The sequence below is a fragment of the Amycolatopsis bartoniae genome (assembly GCF_014191255.1).
Classification (GTDB): Bacteria; Actinomycetota; Actinomycetes; order Mycobacteriales; family Pseudonocardiaceae; genus Amycolatopsis_E; species Amycolatopsis_E bartoniae.
The window spans coordinates 575,751-593,025 of record NZ_JACHWH010000001.1; the positions used below are offsets into that span (position 1 = coordinate 575,751).

General features: G+C 69.8%; 16 protein-coding genes. 12 read left to right on the forward strand and 4 right to left on the reverse strand.

The annotated features are described in order from the left end of the window. Window positions 1-139 precede the first annotated feature (139 nt). Window positions 140-925: an IclR family transcriptional regulator gene (locus FHX82_RS02910; RefSeq protein ID WP_145933051.1), complete on the reverse strand. Its 786-nt coding sequence runs from the start codon at window positions 923-925 to the stop codon at window positions 140-142. Between the two features lie 299 nt (window positions 926-1,224). On the opposite strand from FHX82_RS02910, the gene FHX82_RS02915 reads away from it, so the two are divergent. From FHX82_RS02915 to FHX82_RS02965, 11 genes are all read left to right on the forward strand, one after another. After that, entirely contained in the window at window positions 1,225-2,505 is a 1,281-nt protein-coding gene (locus FHX82_RS02915; protein WP_145933052.1) for an aspartate aminotransferase family protein, read from the forward strand. Next, entirely contained in the window at window positions 2,502-2,873 is a 372-nt protein-coding gene (locus tag FHX82_RS02920) for a RidA family protein (protein WP_229881215.1), read from the forward strand. Before FHX82_RS02915 ends, FHX82_RS02920 begins: the two co-directional genes overlap by 4 nt. A gap of 3 nt (window positions 2,874-2,876) precedes the next feature. Then, the gene (locus FHX82_RS02925; RefSeq protein WP_145933054.1) at window positions 2,877-4,349 is read left to right on the forward strand and encodes a M81 family metallopeptidase; all 1,473 of its coding nucleotides are present in this window, start codon (window positions 2,877-2,879) and stop codon (window positions 4,347-4,349) included. 1 nt (window position 4,350) lies between these two features. Continuing rightward, window positions 4,351-5,199 (forward strand): fumarylacetoacetate hydrolase family protein, encoded by an 849-nt coding sequence (locus FHX82_RS02930; protein WP_145933055.1) that lies wholly within the window; start codon window positions 4,351-4,353, stop codon window positions 5,197-5,199. Then, complete coding sequence (locus FHX82_RS02935) at window positions 5,199-6,581, forward strand: FAD-binding oxidoreductase (RefSeq protein WP_145933056.1); 1,383 nt, start codon at window positions 5,199-5,201, stop codon at window positions 6,579-6,581. Before FHX82_RS02930 ends, FHX82_RS02935 begins: the two co-directional genes overlap by 1 nt. Next, window positions 6,578-7,630: a (Fe-S)-binding protein gene (locus FHX82_RS02940; RefSeq protein WP_145933057.1), complete on the forward strand. Its 1,053-nt coding sequence runs from the start codon at window positions 6,578-6,580 to the stop codon at window positions 7,628-7,630. Before FHX82_RS02935 ends, FHX82_RS02940 begins: the two co-directional genes overlap by 4 nt. 45 nt (window positions 7,631-7,675) lie before the next feature. Further along, on the forward strand, window positions 7,676-8,677 hold the full coding sequence (locus FHX82_RS02945) for an ATP-grasp domain-containing protein (RefSeq protein ID WP_145933058.1): 1,002 nt from the start codon (window positions 7,676-7,678) through the stop codon (window positions 8,675-8,677). Window positions 8,678-8,679: 2 nt separating this feature from the next. Next, complete coding sequence (locus tag FHX82_RS02950) at window positions 8,680-9,318, forward strand: metallophosphoesterase family protein (RefSeq protein WP_145933059.1); 639 nt, start codon at window positions 8,680-8,682, stop codon at window positions 9,316-9,318. 173 nt (window positions 9,319-9,491) lie between these two features. Then, window positions 9,492-10,460, forward strand: a complete 969-nt coding sequence (locus FHX82_RS02955) for an AraC family transcriptional regulator (protein WP_183176446.1) — start codon at window positions 9,492-9,494, stop codon at window positions 10,458-10,460. An 81-nt stretch (window positions 10,461-10,541) separates the two neighbouring features. Then, window positions 10,542-11,444: an AraC family transcriptional regulator gene (locus tag FHX82_RS02960; protein ID WP_183176447.1), complete on the forward strand. Its 903-nt coding sequence runs from the start codon at window positions 10,542-10,544 to the stop codon at window positions 11,442-11,444. Further along, the gene (locus tag FHX82_RS02965; RefSeq protein WP_145933062.1) at window positions 11,411-12,676 is read left to right on the forward strand and encodes an alanine racemase; all 1,266 of its coding nucleotides are present in this window, start codon (window positions 11,411-11,413) and stop codon (window positions 12,674-12,676) included. Before FHX82_RS02960 ends, FHX82_RS02965 begins: the two co-directional genes overlap by 34 nt. Window positions 12,677-12,687: 11 nt before the next feature. Here the strand turns inward: FHX82_RS02965 and FHX82_RS02970 are convergent, their stop codons facing one another. From FHX82_RS02970 to FHX82_RS02980, 3 genes are all read right to left on the reverse strand, one after another. Further along, window positions 12,688-13,341: a hypothetical protein gene (locus FHX82_RS02970; RefSeq protein WP_145933063.1), complete on the reverse strand. Its 654-nt coding sequence runs from the start codon at window positions 13,339-13,341 to the stop codon at window positions 12,688-12,690. A gap of 287 nt (window positions 13,342-13,628) precedes the next feature. Then, window positions 13,629-13,889, reverse strand: coding sequence for a GntR family transcriptional regulator (locus tag FHX82_RS36745; RefSeq protein WP_229881214.1), 261 nt, complete (start codon window positions 13,887-13,889; stop codon window positions 13,629-13,631). A 126-nt stretch (window positions 13,890-14,015) separates the two neighbouring features. Beyond that, the gene (locus FHX82_RS02980; protein WP_145933064.1) at window positions 14,016-15,689 is read right to left on the reverse strand and encodes a GGDEF domain-containing protein; all 1,674 of its coding nucleotides are present in this window, start codon (window positions 15,687-15,689) and stop codon (window positions 14,016-14,018) included. A gap of 169 nt (window positions 15,690-15,858) precedes the next feature. Between FHX82_RS02980 and FHX82_RS02985 the strand changes: the two genes are divergently transcribed. After that, entirely contained in the window at window positions 15,859-17,226 is a 1,368-nt protein-coding gene (locus tag FHX82_RS02985) for a tryptophanase (RefSeq protein WP_145933065.1), read from the forward strand. The last annotated feature ends 49 nt before the right edge of the window (window positions 17,227-17,275 follow it).

A 17,275-nucleotide genomic window follows, 5' to 3' on the forward strand; every position in this document is an offset into this window, starting at 1 on the left:
TTACCCGTCGAATGGTGGCTGGTCAACTAGGAGAACATGCGCCCTAGGATAGTAGTCGCCGTAGAACCACCCTAAAACGGATACCTCTCCGGCTTACTGGTCGCGTGCTCCGGCGTGCCTGAACCCCCCCACTACACCCCTAGGACACACCCACCGGGTTCGTGGCGATGCCCGACGCGACCTCGATCAACGTCTTCGCCGCTCGCTTGGCGTCCTGCAGTGAGAAGCGGGATGACGGGCCGCTGATGCTGATCGCCACCGGGAGGTGGGTGCCCAGCAGCGGGGCGGCGACACAGCGGCCGTCGTCCTCGTTTTCGCGGTCGTCGAGGGCGTAGCCCTGCTTGCGGACCTTCGCCAGCTCGTCGAAGTAGCTGTCGATGGCCGTGATCGTGTTGCCCGTGCGCTTCACCAGGCCCGTCTGGTCCAGCAGGTCCCGCACGCGCTCCTCCGGCAGCTGCGCCGCGATCGCCTTGCCCAGCGCCGTGCAGTGGATCGGGTCGCGGTCGCCCCTCGACGCGGCCAGGCGCACGCCCCGCCGGCTCTCCACGATGTCGATGTAGATCACGTGATCACCGTCGAGCAGGCCCAGGTTCGCGGTCTCCCCGAACTCGTCGCGCAGGCGCTCCAGCGACGGCCGCGCCCGCTCGCGCAGGATCTCCAGGTGCCGTGACTGCATGCCGACGAACCCCAGCCCCAGCCGGAAGAGCCCGCCCTCCTCGTCGCGCTCCACGTAGCGGTGGTTCTCCAGCGTCCACAGGTAGCGGAACGCCGACGACTTCGGCAGCCCAGTGGTCTGGGCCACCTCGTTGAGGGTGATCCCGTCGACCGATTCCTGCAGCAGGTTCAAGATCAGGCAAACACGCTCGACAGCGCGAACCGAATAGTCGCGCTCCTCCTCGGAACCCTCGGTGTCCTGAGGAGTCATGTCATCGGGATCTTGCTTCCTGCGGCGGCTCACGGTCTACCTCATTTCGAGAGTTAACGTTTGCGTTTCAGATGCTACCGCCCCTGGAACCGGCATGTCAGGGGGCCAGAACGCATTCCGTCAATGCCCAGTGACACTTTTGCGCCGAGTGTCATCCTCTGGCGTTCGGCGGTGCGGGGTACGGCCCCTTGACGCCTCCTGCCCGTCACCGTAGCTTGAAGCTATCTGGCAGATCTGCTGTTTCATTAGGTGAAACCCGACTGGGCTCGGGCACCGACGCGCGTCTGAAGGGATCGTCGATGGACAACGCAGGGCCGCAGCTGCTCACCCAGTCCGAAGAGCTGAGGCGCCGAGCGCTCGTGCGGACACCGGGCGGAGTGCACTCCAACGTCCGGCTCAGCGGCTCACAGGAATTCATCAAGTGCGCGCAGGGTGCTTGGCTCTACGGCGTCGACGGCCGGGACTACGTCGACTACCTGCTCGGCCAGGGCCCCAACTTCCTCGGCCACGCCCCGAAACACATCATCGACGCCGTCTTCGAGGCGTGCCGCGACGGTGTGGTCTTCGGCGGGCAGCACGAGCTGGAGGTGCGGGCGTCGGAGCTCGTGTGCCAGGCCGTCGGCTGGGCGGACATGATCCGCTTCAGCATGACGGGCACCGAGGCGGTGCAGGCCGCGCTGCGGCTCGCGCGCGCCGCCACCGGCCGCACCAAGCTGATCCGGTTCGAGGGGCACTACCACGGCTGGCTGGACAACGTGCTGCTCGGCCAGCGCGACGGCCAGTGGGGCATCGCCAGCGCCGGTCAGCTGGAGAGCCACCTGGCCGACTCGATCATCCTGCCGTGGAACGACCTGCGCAGCGTCGAAGAGGCGCTGGACCGGCACGGGCACGAGGTCGCCGCCGTGATCATGGAGCCGGTCATGATCAACGCCGGGGTGATCGAACCCCTGCCCGGCTACCTGCAGGGCGTGCGCGAACTCGCCACGCGGCACGGCGCCGTGCTCATCTTCGACGAGGTGATCGCCGGCTTCCGGCTGGGCCTCGACGGTGGCGCCGGGCGCTACGGCGTGACCCCGGACCTGGCCACCTACGGCAAGGCGATCGCGGGCGGCTTCCCCGTCGCGGCGCTGGTCGGCAACGCCGACCTGATGAACCGCTTCGGCACGGGCGAGGTGAACCACTCGGGCACGTTCAACAGCTCGGTGATGGCGACCGCGGCCGTCACCGCCACCCTCACCAGCCTCCTCGAAAACCCGCCGTACGAGCGGATCGCCGCGCACGGCACCGCGCTCATGGCCGGGTTGCGCGACATCGGCACCGAGCGCGGGCTGCCACTGCGCGTTTCCGGTCTGCCGCAGGCGTTCCACGTCTCCTTCGGTGACGCGGAGGTGACGGACTACCGAACGCTGCAACAACTCGACCTGGCTCGTTACGAATCGCTCTCGCGCGTGCTCGTCGACAACGGGATCTGGGTCACCGGTCGCGGCGTCTGGTACGTCTCGGCGGCGCACGGCCAGCGCGAGCTGGAAGCGGTGCTGTCCCGGTTCGACAAGGCCGTCAGCGAATGGGTGGCGCAGTGACGAGTGAGGTCCGCGTGCAGCGAGACGGCAACACCGCGAGCTTCTCCCCGTACGTCTGCGCCGGCGACTTCGTGTTCGTGTCGGGGCAGGCTTCCGTCGAGGACGGCGTGATCGTGCCCGGCACGTTCGCGGAGGAGATGCACCGGTCGATCGAGAACGTCCGCCGGATCCTCGGCGAGACCGGGCTGCGACTGTCCGATGTGGTCAAGGTGGGGGCCTATGTGGACGATCCCGCCGACGTGCCGGAGTTCAACCGCCTGTACCGCGAGTACTTCGGGCAACCTCTGCCGGCGCGCACCACGCTGACCGGCTGCCTCGGCGGGCTCATCAAGTTCGAGATCGACGTCGTGGCCTACGCGGGGGAGTGACCGGTGCGCTTCGCGACACTCGGTCTGTTCCACGAGGCCAACACCTTCTCGCCGTACAAGGCGGACCGGAGGCTGTTCGACAACGGTGGCGTGTTCCGCGGGCAGGAGATCGTCGACGAGTACGCCGGCTCGTCGACGCCCGCGGGCGGCTACCTCGACGAGTGCCGCCGGCTGGGCGTGGAACTCGTGCCGCTGTTGCACGCCTTCGTGACGCCGGTCGGCGCGATCACGCAGGAGGCGTTCGAGTCGCTGGTCGGCGAGATGCTGGAAGGGCTGTGGGAGCAGGGGCCCTGGGACGGGGTGCTGCTCAACATCCACGGCGCCGCGGTGGCGGAGCACCTGCCGGACGCCGACGGCGAGATCGCTGCGCGTGTGCGGCAGATCATCGGACCGGGCGTGCCGATCGGCGCGGTGCTGGACATGCACGCCAACGTCTCGCCGGAGCTGGTCGACGCGCTCACGATCACCCTGGCGTACCAGACCAACCCGCACGTGGACGCCCGCGAGCGGGCGATCGACTGCACGCGGCTCGTGCTGGCCGCCGCGGACGGCAAGATCCGGCCCGCCCAAGCGCTGGTCCAGCTGCCGCTGGTGGTGAACATCGCGCGCCAGGACACGAACGAACCGCCGATGGCCGACCTCGTCGACAAGGCGCGGGCGCTGGCGGAGGAACCGGGCCTGCTGTCGGTGAGCCTGCTGGAGGGCTTCCCGTACGCGGACGTGCCGCACATGGGCATGTCCTGCCTCGCGATCGCGGACGGCGACGCCGATCACGCCCAGGCCGCGGCGCAGGAGCTGGCCGACGAGGTGTGGCGGCGGCGCGCGGACCTGCAGGCCCGCGGAACGACCGTCGAGGACGCGCTGGACCTGGCCGTGCGTGGCCCGGGCCCGGTGGTGCTGCTCGACGTCGGCGACAACATCGGTGGGGGTGCGCCGGGCGACTCGACGGCGATCCTGCAGGCAGCGGTCGCGCGAGGGGTGCGCTCGCTGGTGCAGACGCTGTGGGATCCCGAGGCCGTGCGCCGCTGCGTGGAAGCCGGGGTCGGCACCCGGGTCCGGCTCGAAGTGGGCGCGAAGAACCCGCATTCGGCGGGGCGGCCGGTGCCGGTCACCGGGCACGTGAAAACGCTTTCCGATGGCCGGTTCGAGGAGCCGAAGCCGACGCACGGCGGCTACCGGTTCTTCGACATGGGCCCGACGGCGGTGCTCGAAACCGACGCCGGGCACACACTCGTGCTCACCACCAAGGCGATCCTCAGCTCCAGCCTTCAGCAGCTCCTCAGCGTCGGCGTCGATCCGTCCGCCTACCAGGTGGTCGTGGCCAAGGGGGTCAACTCCCCGAGGGCCGCGTACGCGCCGATCGCGAAGCGGATGGTCGTCGTCGACACCGATGGCGTCACCGCCATGGGGCTGGAGCGGTTCCGCTACGAGCACCGCCGGAAGCCGTTGTACCCGTTCGAACCAGAAGGACGTTGAGATGAAGTTGCTGAGGGTCGGGGCGCCGGGCGAGGAGCGGCCGGTGTTGCTCGAAGACGGCCGGTACTACGACCTGAGACCGCTGACGCCGGACGTCGACGGGCGGTTCCTGGCGCAGGACGGGCCGCGCCGGGCGCGCATCGCCCTCGACTCGGGGGAGCTGCCGGAGACCGACGTGCTCGGGCTGCGCATCGGGGCGCCCATCGCGCGCCCCGGCGCCGTCCTGTGCATCGGGCAGAACTACGCGGCCCACGCGGCGGAGTCCGGCGCCGAGCCGCCCGCCGAGCCGATCCTGTTCCACAAGTCGCCGAACACCGTCGTCGGCCCGTACGACGAGGTGCTGATCCCGCGCGGTTCCGTGAAAACCGACTGGGAGGCCGAGCTCGGCGTCGTCATCGGCAAGCGTGCGCGGTACCTGGAAAGCCTCGACGAGGCCCGCGCGTGCGTGGCCGGATACGTGACGTCCAACGACGTGTCCGAGCGCGCCTTCCAGCTCGGCCGCCCCGGCGGGCAGTGGAGCAAGGGCAAGTCGTGCGAGACGTTCAACCCCGTCGGGCCCTGGTTCGTGCCCGCGCACGAGCTCCCCGACCCGCAGGTGCTGGAGCTGCGGTCGTGGGTGAACGGTGACCCGCGGCAGGACTCGAAGACCTCGGACATGATCTTCGGCGTCGCCGAGATCATCTGGCACCTCTCGCAGTTCCTCGTGCTCGAACCGGGCGACCTCGTCAACACCGGCACGCCCGAGGGCGTCGCGCTGTCCGGGCGGTTCGACTACCTCCGCGCGGGCGACGTGATGGAGATCGAGGTCGCCGGGCTCGGCAGGCAACGCACCGTGTGCGGTCTGGCCTGATGGCACTGCCGGACGGCGTCGTCGACGCGCTGCAGGAGATCGTGGGCTTCGACGGCATACGGCTCGCCCCAGGCGACCTGGCCGCCTACGGCCGGGATGCCACCCCGTTGTTCGAGGCCCAGCCGGACATCGTCGTGTTCCCCAGGACCACCGAGCAGGTCTCCGCCGTGCTGCGGCTCGCCACCGAGCACCGGGTACCGGTCGTGCCGCGCGGCGCCGGCTCGAACCTGTGCGCGGCAACGGTTCCGCTCAGCGGGGGCATCGTGCTGGCGCTGACCAGGATGACGCGGATCCTGGAGATCAGCGGCGACGAGCTGCTGGCCCGCGTGCAGCCGGGGGTGACCACGGCGCGGCTGGCCGACGCGGTGGCCGCGCAGGGCCTGCTGTACGTCGCGGATCCCGGCAGCCGCACGACCTCCACGGTCGGCGGCAACGTCGCGACGTGCGCCGGCGGCCTGCGGGGGCTGAAGTACGGCGTGACGCGCAACTACGTCCTGGGCCTCGAAGCGGTCCTGCCGACGGGGGAGGTCATCCGGACCGGTGGGCGGTTGTGGAAGGACGTGGCAGGTTACGACCTGACGCGCCTGCTCACCGGTTCGGAGGGCACGCTCGCGGTGATCACCGAGGTCACCGTGGCGCTGCTGCCGAAACCAGCCGAGACGGGCACGGGAGTGGCGTACTTCGAGAGCCTCTCGGACGCCTGCCGTGCGGTCGCGTCGATCATCTCCGCCGGGATCGTGCCGGCGATGCTGGAGTTCCTGGACCAGAAGTGCATCAGCGCGGTCGAGGAGTACGCGCGGCTCGGGTTGCGCCGCGACGCGGGCGCGCTGCTGCTGTTCGGCGACGACGGGCCGATCGAGGTGGTGGCGGGAAACCTGGTGCGGCTGCGAAAGATCTGCACCGAGGAGGGCGCGCTGGAGGTCACGCTCGCCGACGACGTCGCCCGCTCCGACGCGCTGCTCGCGGCCCGGCGCTGCTCACTGCCCGCGTTGTCCCGCCTGGCCTCGCTGACGATCCTCGAAGACGTCACCGTGCCGCGGCCGCGGCTGGCCGAGATGGTCGATCACATCGACGAGATCGCCACGCGCTTCAACCTGCGCATCGCCACCTTCGGGCACGCGGGGGACGGGAACCTGCACCCGACGTGCGTGCTCGACCCCGAGGACGAAGAGGCCGTGGAGCGCGCGCACAAGGCTTTCGCGGAGATCTTCGCGACGGCGATCCGCCTCGACGGGACGATCACCGGTGAGCACGGCGTCGGCGCGGCGAAGCTGCCGTTCCTCGCCGACCGGCTGGGCACCGACCAGGTGCGGCTGCTCGGCCGCATCAAGGCCGCGTTCGACCCCGCCGGCATCCTGAACCCCGGAAAGGTCGGCTCGTGATCTTCGACGACGATCTGCTGGAACGCTGCATCTCCTGCGGGTTCTGCCTGCCCGCGTGCCCGACGTACGCGCTGACCGGTGAGGAGACATCCTCGCCGCGCGGGCGCATCACGCTGATGCGGGCGCTCGAAACGGGCCGGCTCGAACCGGACGACGAGACACTGGTGGAGCAGTCCTCGTTCTGCCTCGGCTGCCGCGCGTGCGAGCCGGTGTGCCCGGCGGGCGTGCAGTACGGGAACCTGCTCGAACAGTGGCGGGACCACCAGTGGCAGGGCCGCAACCGCCCGGTGGTCGCGCGCCTGCTGATGACGGTGGTCGCGCGGCGGTGGTTGTTGCGGTTGCAGGGAATCGTGCGCAGGCACGCGCGGACCCGGGACAGCGGCAGGCCGTTCTCGCTGATGCTCGGCTGCGTCGAACGTGGGTTGTACCCCAAGGTGAGCCGCGCCGTGCGGCGGCTCGCGCCGGGCATCCAGGTGCCGTCGGCGCAGGGTTGTTGCGGAGCGCTGCACGCGCACAACGGCGAGTCGGCGCAGGGCGCGGAAATGGCGCGGCAGCTGGGAAAGCAACTGTCCGGCACGATCGTCACGACCGCCGGTGGTTGTGCCGCGCACTTGTCGGCCCACCTCGGGCGCGACAGGGTCAAGGAGCTCAGCGAGTGGCTCGTCGAGCTGAACGCCTGGCCGGACGGTGAAGTCCGCGTCGACGGACGGCGGGCGCGCGTGGCGCTGCAGGACTCGTGCCATCTGCGCAACGGCATGGGCGTGACGCGCCAGCCGCGCGAGCTGATCAAGGCCGTGGCGGACTACGTCGAGCTACCCAGCGCGGGCGGCTGTTGCGGCGCCGCGGGCACGTACGCGCTGCTGCGGAGCGCCGACAGCCGGAAGGTGCTGGCGCCCAAGCTGGCGGAGATCGAGGCGGCGGGCGTGGACTACGTGGTCGCGGTGAACCCCGGCTGCCTGCGCCAGCTGCAACAGGGCCTGCGCGGGTCGCGGGTCAAGGCGCTGCATTTAGCCGAGCTGCTCGCCCAGGCGGGGAATCCGGGCGCCTGAACTGAACCCCTGGCTCGGAAAAAGGCCACTCGACAGGGTGGAGGAATGGCGCAACCGATCAGGGTGGCAGTTTCCGGCGTCGGCGGCGGGGTCGGCCAGAGCATTCTCAAAGCGTTGCAGGGCACCGAATACGACGTACTGGCGCTCGACGGTCACCCCCTGGCAACGGGTCTGTACACCACGAACCGGGCGCGCCTGGTGCCCCGGCCGACCGATCCGGAATTCCTCGACACCGTGCTCGGAATCTGCCGTTCGGAGAACTGCAGGCTGTTCTTTCCCGGGCTGGACACGGAACTGCGGCCGCTCGCGGACAACACCGAGCGGTTCGCCGAGCACGGCATCACCGTGGTGGTCAGTTCGCCCGAGGTCGTGGACATCGGGGACAACAAGTTCCGCACGTTTTCCGTGCTGCGCGAGCACGGGGTCGCGGTGCCGGAAACGGTCGACATGGCGGCCCCGGGAGCGCGCTTCCCGGCGTTTCCGTTCGTGCTGAAACGGCGTGAGGGTGGCTCCCGCTCGAAAGACGTGTACGTGGTCCGCAACGAGCGCGATCTCACCGAACTGACCGTCGATCCCGCGGCGTTCGTGGCGCAGGAGTACATCGAGGGCGACGAGTTCACCTGCGGTTCGGTGAGTTTCGACGGTGACTGCAAGGGCGTCATCGTGATGCGCCGGACCCTGCGCGACGGCGACACCTACAAGGCGTTCGCGGTGCGCGACGAGCGCGTCGAGGACGAGGTGCGCAAGGTCATCGGCGCGATCAAGCCGTTCGGCGCGTGCAACGTGCAACTGCGGGTGCGGGACGGGGTGCCGTACGTGTTCGAGATCAACGCCCGGTGTTCCGGCACCACCGCCGCCCGCGCCCTGTGCGGGTTCAACGAGCCGCTCATGATCGCCGACTACCTCTGCCACGGGCGCGAACCCGAGTTCCGCGTGCGCGAGCAGACCGTGCTGCGGTACTGGAAGGAGCTCGTCGTGCCCAACGAGCTGGTCGACGAGCTCGCCCGGCACGGCAGCCTCTACCGGTCGGCGCCCGAGCAGCTGTAGCCATGCTGCTCGCGGTGTTCAGCGACGTGCACGGCAACCTGCCGGCGCTGGAGCTGATGCTGGCCGACGCCGGGACCGTCGACGGGTACGTGTGCCTGGGCGACACCGTGAACTACGGGCCGTGGAGCAACGAGTGCGTCGACCTCGTCGAGTCGTTGCCCAACCTCGTGTCGTTGCGCGGAAACCACGAGGACTACTTCCTGGCCGGCGAATACGGGGGCGGCAGCACGCTGGCGCGGCAGTTCTTCCGGCACTGTTTCGGCTCGTTCGACAGGATGGCTTCGCTGCGCGGGCTCGAAGCGGAGTACCGGACGAACGGTATTCGGTTTTCCCACACCATCGGTGATCGTTACGTCTTCGCCGACACCCCGGTCGAGCTCGACTGCAACTCTGTCATCGGCCACACCCACCGGCAGTTCCTGGTTTGCCGTTCGCCTTTCTACTTGTGCAATTGCGGGAGCGTCGGGCAGAATAGAGCGTTCCTCGACGTCATCGAATACGTGAAGATCGAAACCGAAACCGGCGAAGTCGACCTGCGCGGGCTCACCTACGATCCCGGCCCCCTCATCAGTGAGCTGAGGGCCCGCCACTACCCCGACGACTGCGTCGCCTACTACGAGAGCAAGCCGCGGCGGGGGTGAGGCTTTCACCTGTCCTGCCGGCGGTTCCTTCTCTACTTTCAGTAGCTGAAACGGGTTGTTTCTTCGCCGGATCGGCGTAGTATATGGGCCTTCTTCCTCTTGTGAAACCACCCGCCCTCTGCTTTCGCAGCCGACCATCCCCCGACGGTGCGCCACGGAAGGTGCAGGGATCCATGTCCTTACCGCTGCACGGACACCGACTGTTCCGCTCCCACGACCTCGACCACGTCCGGGAGGAGATGAGCCGCGTCCTGTGCCCCCACGACGTCTTCACGCTCGGGCGCGACGCGCGCATCGACGCGGAGATGAACTCCCTGGCACTCGACGACGTGGTGCTCAACTACGTGCACTACGGTGCCCCCGTCGCCGTCGACCCCGGCTGCACCGGCGACTTCATCGCGCTGCAGGTGCCGCTCACCGGGTTCGCCGACGTCCGCTGCGGTTGCGAGTCCCTGGCGTCCACACCGGACATGATGCTCGTCAGCAGGCACAACGAACCGCTGCAGATGCGGCTGTCGGAGAACGCCCGGCTGCTGCTGACCAAGGTGTCGTGGCCCTTCCTGCTGGGCACGCTCAGCGACCTGCTGGGCGGCTACGTGCCATGGCCGCTGCGGTTCGAACTGGGACTGGATGTCCGGGGCGAGCGGCAACGCCGGTGGTTCGAGTTCCTGACCGTGTACCTGCGGCGCGCGAGCAGGCCGGACCTCGGGCTGCGCACGCGGCTGTGGGGGCCGTACTTCCAGGAACGCCTCGCCGTCGGCCTGCTGCGCGTGCAACCCAACAGCTACAGCGCGATCCTCGACGCCCGGCCGCTGCCCGCGCCGTCGCGCACCCTGCACCGCGCGATCGACATCCTGGAGACCACGCCCGAGCGGGCGCACACCGGGTGCTCGCTCGCGCGCGAGGTCGACATCAGCACGCGCGCGCTCGACGAAGCCTTCCGCAGCAGGCTGGCCACCTCGATCCCCGAGTACCTCTACCACGTCCGGATGCGCCGCGCGTACCTGTCGCTGCGCTGGTCGGAGCCCGGCGACGTGACGGTGGCCGGTGTCGCCGAGCGCTGGGGGTTCTCCGAGCCGGGCTTCAGCAAGTGGTACTACCGCGAGTTCGGCGAGACGCCGCAGGAAACGCTCTACCACTGACGATTGCACCGTTGACGGCGAGTGGGCCACTGTCTATGTTCGTTAATGAAACAGCCGTTCCGCGTGGAGAGACTAACTGACATGACAGAAGAGGAGCGCGACGCGGCGAGAGTGCTCGGGCCCCATCTCGTCCGCGTCGCCAGGGGAACGACGCCCCGGCTGCGCGTGGCCGCGGTGGCCACGCCGCGGATGGTCGTCGGCACCGTCGCCTACGGCTGCGAGGTGGCCATCGATCTCCAAGCACCACAAGAGGACTACTTCGTCGTGACCGTCCTTTCCGGACGGTTGGTGTGCCGCCACGGCGACCGCTGGCTGGAGCTGCGCCGGGGCGAGGTGCTCGCCGCGTCGCCGGTGCAGCTGCGCGCGCTGCGCTGCTCGCCCGGCTGCCTGTTCCGGATCATCCGGATCCGGCCGGACCTCCTGCTCGCCCGGCTGGCGCCGCTGCTGGCGTTCCCACCGGAGGGGCTGGTCTCGTTCCGTCCACTGGTGCGCACGCTCCGGTCGGCCTCGGACCCGCTCGTCCGCAGCGCGCAGCGCCTGCTCATGGGGCGCCCGGACGACCGGCTGACCCGTTACGTCGAAGAGGTGCTGGTCGATTGGCTCGTCCGCGCCCAGCCGCACCAGTTCTCCTCCCGCTTCCGGCGGGAGGCGCGGGACGTCGCCGAGCTGGTCGCCTTCGTCAGGGTGCTCATGGACTCCGACCCGTTCGGCGGCCGGTCGATGAGCCACTACGCGCAGCTCGCGGGCGTGTCGCTGGCCGAGCTGACCGCCGCCTTCCAGGAGGAGGGCTGCCTGCCGCACGAGTACCTGCGCGCGGTGCGGCTCGACTGCGTCCAGCGGCTGCTGGCGCGGGCCGGGCAACCGTCGGTGCGGGCGGCCGCCGAGCAGTGCGGCTTCCGCGACAACGCGTTGTTCAACAAGTGGTACTACCAGCGGTTCGGGGAGTGGCCGTGGCAGACGGCCCGCCGCGGCAGGGCGAGGTGACGGTGCTCGACGTTCCCGAGGTCACGGTTTCCGCTCGGCACAAGGGTTTTCCGTTCGCCGCGCTCGGCCGTCTCGCCACCGACGTGTCCGGCACGCTCGACGACTTCCTCACGCCGATCCTGGTGTTGAAGAACGCGCCGCTCCGGCACAACCTCGCGACGATGGCCCGGTTCTGCGCCGAGCACGCCCTGTCGCTCGCGCCGCACGTGAAGACCACGATGTCACCGGAGATCGCGTCGGCCCAGCTCGAACACGGCGTGTGGGCGCTGACACTCGCGACGCCGAGCCAGGTCCGGACGTTCCGGGAACTGGGCGCGCAACGCGTCGTGCTCGCCAACGAGCTGGTCGACCCGCAGGCGATCGCGTGGCTCGGCGCCGAGCTGACCGAGAACGCGGACTTCACCTGCTACTGCTACGTCGATTCGTTCGACGGTATCGACGTACTGGAAAAGGAACTGCCACCCGGCGGCCGGCCACTGCCGGTGTTGCTGGAGCTGGGCGTCGAAGGCGGCCGCGCGGGGGTGCGCGACCTCGGCCTGCTGCCGTCACTCGCCGAACGAGTGCGGAGTTCGGCCGTGCTGGAACTGGCCGGCGTCGGTGGTTTCGAGGGGATCATCGCGGGCGGCCTGAACGCCGGTCTGCTGGCCGACGTGCGGGAGTACCTGCGGCGGCTGCGCGACGTGGCCGACGAACTACTGGCCGGCTTCGAGGGCGAGTTCGTCGTCACCGTGGGCGGCAGCGCGTTTCCGGAGCTGGTGGCCGAGGAGCTGGGCCCGCGCTGGCAGCGGAACCGTCCGGTACGGGTGGTGCTGCGCAGCGGATGTTACGTGACCCACGATTCCTTGGCGTACCAGGACTTCCGGCGGTTGATGAGCACCGAGTACCGCGCCCTGCCGCTACGGCCGAGCCTGGAGCTGTGGGGCCGCGTGCTGTCCTGCCCGGAGCCGGGGCTGGCGATCCTCGACTTCGGCAAGCGCGACACCGGGGTGGATGCGGGATTTCCCGTGCCACTGCACCGGATCCGGCGCGACGGGAGCGAGGTCGAGCCGGCGCCGCCGGGCGAGCTGACCGCGTTGAACGACCAGCACGCCTACTTCCGCGGCGAGCTGACGGTGGGGGACCGGGTCGGCTTCGGGATCTCGCACCCGTGCACGACGTTCGACAAGTGGCGGCTGTTCCCCGCCGTCGACGACGCGTACCACGTGTGCGGAATGGTACAGACCTTGTTCTGAGGTTGCCGAAACTATCGCTCGCCGTGGTCGGATTCGGGCCACCACTGGTCGAGGATGTCCATGCGGGAGTCGAGCAGTGCCGGGTCGCGCAGGTCGACGATGTGCACCCCGTTCCAGCGGCGGAAACCGATGCGCTCCAGCATCGCACCCGCGCGGACGCTCGCCAGCTCCGCCGCCACCCGGTCGCCAGGGCACGGGAAGTCCAGTGGTGACACGCGGCTCGCGGCGAGCCGGGCGGTCGGGGCGAGGATGCGCAGCGCGCCGGCGATCAGCGCCGGGCCGAGTGCGTGCCCCCGCCACGCCTCCACCAGCTCGACCCGCCGGAGGATGACCATCCGCGGCGCGCCGGGCGTCATCGTCTTGTCCAGCTCGGGGTGTAGCTTGCCCTCGTCCGGGTCGATCACGGTCTCGGCGATGAACTCCAGCGCCCACTCGCCGAGCACCACGGAGTCGAGCAGGTTGCGTTCCTTGGTGAGGTCGGCGATCACCAGCGAGATGTCGCCGACGTGACGCAGCTCGTCCGGGCACACGTCGAGCGGTGAGATGTCGGCCGAAGCGTGCCACTGCTCCGGCAGCTCGTCCTCGTCGTCGGTCTGCCACCAGAACCGGCGGTGGGACAACGTGAGCTCGATCGAGAGCGGGTTCGCGGGAAGATCAGGGACCATCGTCGTTCACCGAACCCCTGCCGGAGCCGTCAGTGTGTTCACCTGGTCGCCGATTCCGGTCACCCGGAACGTCTTAATCTCATTCCGGCCGCCAGTCAACGGGCACGCTGCGTCAGCCATCACCGTCACAATACCGACCGAACGTGAAAGAAAGCTACCGCCGATGGATTGATGTTGCGCCGAGCAGCCGTTTTGAAAATGATCTCGGCTTCCCGGCAGCGAACGGCGGTTCGCCCTGGTAACCGCGGACAGGGGCAAATCCACCCCAATGGGTGACGACGGCTTTTTCACTGGGGCCGTGCCCTCCGGTCGGCTATGTAAGTTCCTTTCGATCTGATTGTCACGACCAACCCCCGATAACGGAGCAGGCGCGTGGCGTGCCGGGCCGTGCCCAGGGACACACCGTATTCCTGGGCCAGCCGCCGCTCGGACGGCAGCGGCGTGTTCGGCTCCAATTCCCCCGCCTCGATTCGCGCGGCGAGGTGCTCGGCCATCATTTCGTAGACGTATCCCGGGGTGTCGCCCGGGTCGAAGTCAGGTACGACCACGCCTGCGACGGTAGAAGGGCCTTGAACAGGCGAAATAGCGCGGGTGAGCCGTTCTGCGGTAGGGCGCTGCATTACGCGCACCACCCTGGCTGTGGAGTGGTGCCGGTTTTCGGGAAGGGGGTCACTCTAGCGGGTTACAAAATCGGCCCCGGGCTCGCCGCGCAGAATCTCCACGCGGTCGGCAGCGGGCCAGCTGTTGACCCAGCTCGACCCGCGCACGTGCTTCGCCGCCTTCTTCAGCGGCGCCAGCATCCGCGAAACCTCTTGGTACGACTGGGCTCTTTCACCAGCGCACACGATCGTCGCGAGGGAGACGGTGACGGGCCTGCCGTCCGCGGACCACGCGACATCCAGGAGCGCGTCGGCGACGGGCGTTATCTCGTCGAGGTCGCAGGCGACGAGGAAGTCGTCACCACCGACGTGGCTCACCACGACACCCGGCAGTTTCGTGTGCAGATCGGACAGTGCGCGTCCGATGGCGCGGATCAGCTCGTCGCCCGCCGCGAAACCGGCGGTGTCGTTGACGCGCTTGAAGGAGTCGATGTCGAGCCACCCGACGACGGTGGGGTGGCTCGCCGCGAGCCGCCGGTCCACCTCGCGGGCCACGGCGTCGCTGCCCGGCAGCCGGGTCAGGGGGTTGAGCGCGGCGGCCTCTTCGATCTTCACCTCGGCGACGCCGCGCACCAGTTCGTGCACCAGCACCACGCCGACGCACCGGCCTTCGGCGTCCACCACGATCACGTCGTCACCGCTGCGGTCGAGCTCGGCGTCGGTGACGAGGTCCAGCAGTTCGAGCGCGCCCGCGCCGGAGCGGATGGTGCGTGGCGGGTCCGCGAGCCGCGCGGCGGGGCGGTTCGCGTGCAGCGCGTGCCCGAACGGGCCGGTCAGGTCGAGCAGGAAGCGGGACCGGTCGACCGACCAGGCCGGCCTGCCTTCGGCGTCCACGCCCACGATCCCCGTCGGCGCGTCCTGGTCGAGCAGCACCTTGCGGACCTGGTCGCACGTCGCGTCGGCGGGCAGGGTCGCGGGGGCGCGGAGGAAGTCGTCGACGCGCGGGTTCGTGGCCGTGCGCGCGGCGGGTGCCGGGGGCACCGAGGCGAGACCCGCGGCCGGGACGGTGCCTTCGCGGGCGGGCGCGAACAGGTTGCCCTGCACCAGCCGGATGCCGAGCCGCCGGACGGTCTCCAGCTGCGCCTCGGTCTCGACCCCCGTCGCGACCAGCCGGACGTCGGCGCGCGCGGCGAAGTGGCACAGCGCTTCGACGAGCGCGACCGTGGGCTGGTCGTCCGGCAGCCGGTGCAGGGTGGTGCGGTCGAGCTTCATCAGGTGCGGGCGGGCCTCGGCGAGGAGGTTGAGCGGCAGGTCGCCGTGGCCGAGGTTGTCGAAGGCGATGCGGAAGCCCAGCTCGGTGAACCGGCGGACGCCGGCGAGCAGCGCCTTGGCGGGGACGCCGTGGAAGGGGGAGCCGACCTCCAGCACGATCTCCCGCGTGCGGCGGCCGGTGGTGCCGAGCGCTTCGAGCAACGGATCGAGCACCAGCTGCGGGGCCGCGGCGGAGGCGGCCGTGAGGTTGACGTGCAGCGGCAGGAGGGTCTCGTGGCTCGGCTCCGCCAGCAACGCGCGCGCAGCCAGCGCGGCGTCCACCGCGACGAGGCGTCCCCGGCGCAGCGCGTGCCGGAGCAGGTCCTGCACCTTTCCCTTCGCGGGCCGGGCGAGGGCCTCCACTCCGATGACGCCCCCGGTGTGCAGGTTGTACACCGGCTGGAAGGCGAAGCTGACCTGCTCGACGGCGACTTCCACGATTGCGATCCTCGCTCTTCCCGCTGTGGCTGACTTGATGGTTGCACGGCGAAGCGGCCCTGCCTGCCTCTGTGCGCCCCATCACGCGCCGGGTGAACTGGCCCCTACCTTCCGCCGGGACGGGCGGCGACGCTGGAGGGGTTGTGCTTGCCCCGCGGGAGGAGAACCGATGCCGTCCTTCATGGAGCCGTTCCGCATCAAGGCCGTGGAACCGATCCCGTTCCCCACCGCGGACGAGCGCCGGGAGGCGCTGGCCGCCGCCGGGTACAACCTGTTCCGCGTGCCCGCCCGGCGGATCACGATCGACCTGCTGACCGACTCCGGCACGGCGGCGATGTCGGCGGCGCAGTGGTCGGCGCTGCTGTCGGGTGACGAGTCCTACGCGGGGGCGCGCTCGTTCGAACGGTTTGAAGGCGTGGTGCGCGATCTCACCGGGTTCTCCGAGGTGCTGCCGGTGCACCAGGGACGGGCTGCGGAACGGATCCTGCTCGGAAACGTACTCAGGCTCGGTGACATCTCCGTGAGCAACACCCATTTCGACAGCACCAGGGCGAGCGTCGAGGCGGCCGGGGCGGAGGCCGTCGACCTGCCGGTGCCCGCTTACGAAGGCGTGGCGAACCCGTTCGGCGGCGACCTCGACCTCGACGCGCTCGCCGAGCTGCTCACCGGCCGGTCGGGCGGCCGCATCCGGTGCGTGGTGCTGACGGTGACGAACAACGCGAACGGCGGGCAGCCGGTGTCGCTGCTCAACATCGCCGGCGCGCGCAAGCTGTGCGACGAGCACGGGATCCCGCTGTTCCTCGACGCCTCGCGGTTCGCCGAGAACGCGTACCTCATCACCGAGCGCGAAGCGGGTTACGCGGACTCCGCGCCTCGGGAGATCGCGCAGACGATGTTCTCCCTCGCGGACGGGTGCTGGGCCAGCCTGAAGAAGGACGGCATGGCGAACATCGGCGGCCTGATCGCCTTGCGTGACAAGGAACTGGCGGCCCACTGCGCCGAACAGGTCATCGCGGTCGAGGGCTTCCCTACTTACGGTGGTCTAGCGGGGCGCGATCTGGACGCGCTGGCCCAGGGACTGCTCGAAGTCACCGACCCGGACTACCTGCGCTACCGGGCCGAGACCGCCCGCTGGTTCGGGGAGCAGCTGCGGCTGGCCGGGCTGCCCGTGCTGCAACCCACGGGTTGCCACGCGGTCTACGTCGACGCCGGCCTGCTCCTCGACCACATCCCGCCGCAGCAGCTGCCCGCCACGGCGTTCGCGAACGAGCTGTACCTGGCCGGGGCAGTGCGTGTGTGCGAGCTGGGCACCCTCGTGTTCGGCAGGCGTTCGCCCGACGGCGGACCGGACATCCCCGCGCCGCGTGAGCTGGTCCGCTTCGCCCTGCCGAGGCGCGTCTACACCGCGAGCCACCTGGAGTACGTCGTCGACACGGCGGAGGAGGTCCGGTCGAAGGCGGCCGAGTTGCACGGCTACCGCATCGTGACGCAGGGCGGGGCGCTGCGGCAGTTCACCGCGGGTCTCCAGCCGGTTTAAATCGCAGCTGCCCGGATTCGTCCGCGCGCGGCGTGCAACTTGCAGTCAG